Origin of the sequence: Microcoleus sp. BM001215392, from assembly GCF_036700185.1 — a bacterium.
In the GTDB taxonomy this organism is placed as follows: Bacteria; Cyanobacteriota; Cyanobacteriia; order Cyanobacteriales; family Microcoleaceae; genus Microcoleus.
In genome coordinates, this window is the sequence record NZ_JAUBOJ010000650.1 from 1 (window position 1) to 2017 (window position 2017).

General features: G+C 46.4%; 1 protein-coding gene. It reads right to left on the minus strand.

The genetic code is table 11. The annotated features are described in order from the left end of the window. Positions 1–95: 95 nt before the first annotated feature. Positions 96–1694: a DEAD/DEAH box helicase gene (locus QT974_RS33795; protein WP_333472723.1), complete on the minus strand. Its 1599-nt coding sequence runs from the start codon at positions 1692–1694 to the stop codon at positions 96–98. Positions 1695–2017: the final 323 nt, after the last annotated feature.

Below are 2017 nucleotides of genomic sequence, written 5' to 3' on the forward strand. Positions count from 1 at the left end.
TGTAAAACATTGAAGGAAGAAGGAAGTTCGGCAACGGATTATGTAACGGATGTAAAATATTGAAGGAAGAAGGAAGAAGGAAGAATTTAGGCCTGCTACCAGGGAATGTCATCATCTTCTCCCCATTTTGCGGGTGATTCTGCTGCTTTTTTTGTTGTCTTGAGAATGTCATCATCTTCTCCCCATTTTGCGGGTGTTTCTGCTGCTTTTTTTGTTGTCTCTCGGTTGACTCCGTAAATTGGTGTTGGTTTGACTGTTTCTAATTTCGGATATTCTGCTGCTGGTGGTTCTATTTGTTGTATTTTTGGTTGGGGTTTGTGAACTTGCATTCCGCCTCGGCGGCGCTGGGATGTTCTTTCTTCGGTGGTGTCTTCGGTGACGACTTCGTAGAGAATTGCTAACTTGTTTGCATCGCTGCTTTTGCGGAGAACTCTACCTAATCTCTGGATGTATTCGCGTTCGCTTCCTGTACCTGACAGTATAATAGCAATTCTGGCGTCTGGTACGTCTACTCCTTCGTTTAGTACGTGGGAGGCGACTAGGGTTTTGTATTCGCCGCTGCGAAATTTATCGAGGATTTCGTGTCTTTCTTTGACTGGGGTTTGGTGGGTGATTGTGGGGATGAGAAATTCTTGGGAAATTCGGTAGACTGTGGCGTTGTCTCCGGTGAAGATTAGGGTGCGCTGTGGAGAGTGTTCGGCTAGAATCTGAGCTAATATTCGCAGTTTTCCTTCGGTACAAAGGGCGATTTCTTTGGCTTGGCGGTGGGCAATCATGGCGCGCCTTCCTAAGGGCGATCGCGCGCTGGCCATGATAAACTGTTTCCATCCTTCGAGGCTGGATATTTTGATGTTGGACTGTTTGAGGAAGTCGTTGCGAATGTTCATGGCTTCGCTGTAGCGATCGGTTTCTTCTTTTGACAGTTTGACCATTATTTGCACTATTTTATGGTCTGCTAAGGCGTCGCCTGCTAAATCTTCTGGTTTTTTGCTATATACTGTCGGGCCGATGAGGAAATGTAAGTCGCTGTGCCGTCCGTCTGTGCGATCGGGTGTGGCTGTCAATCCGAGTCGATAAGGCGCGATCGCATATTCGGATATTACTCGATAAAAGTCGGTGGGTAAATGGTGGCATTCGTCAAAAACTAGCAAGCCGTATTTATTTCCCAAGGTTTCGGCGTGAATGCTGGCGCTGTCGTAGGTTGCTACTAAAATTGGGGTTTTGTCCCGCGAACCTCCGCCCAACAATCCAATTTCGATTTCGGGAAAAGCTGCTTTTAAATTAGCGTACCACTGGTGCATTAAGTCGAGAGTTGGTACTACTACTAATGTACTGCGACCTGTGACTTGCATGGCTAATTGGGCCAAGTAAGTTTTGCCGGAAGCGGTGGGGAGGATGACTACTCCTTGACTTCCTGCTTCTTGCCAAGCTGCGAGGGCTTCTGATTGATGCTGATAAGGCTGCATTTCGACGCTGGGTACGAGTTCGAGTAGTTCGTATCCCCGGGCTTCGTCGGTGAAGTTGGTGCAGTCGGCTTGGAGAGATTCTACCAGCGGGCGGTAGTGAATGGCGCGAATGCGAAATTTTTCCACGCGATCGTCCCACGTGGCAAAGTCCGCCCAGTCTCTGCCTTTGGGCGGCGGGTGCAGCAATAGCGTTCCGCGATCGAATGTTAGTGTAGGTATGCGTGGCATTTGTTTTGAGACGCGCTGAGTGCAAGCCTGTTAAATTATAGGCGATCGATAAAATATATTGACAGCAGATTCTCCATAAGTTAGTTTTTTTTTAAGCTAAATCTACAGAACCACAATCTACTTTAGACTGTTACAGGTGGTTTGTTTGAATTTTTACCATTTTCTTAGCAGATAAGTTTGCCACACTGTCAAAAGTTTGCAGTCAGGACTTTAGTCCTTGCTGCTGAGTTGGTAATAAAGGACTTCAGTCCTTACTACAAACCAGTTTTTATTAGACTTGAATTGCAAAAATCGGAAAACACCCTGAAATTATCTGCGTTTAT

Excerpts from the sequence above, each read along its gene's own strand:
- QT974_RS33795 (WP_333472723.1), bottom strand. The coding sequence starts at position 1,694 with ATGCCACGCATACCTACACTAACATTCGATCGCGGAACGCTATTGCTG.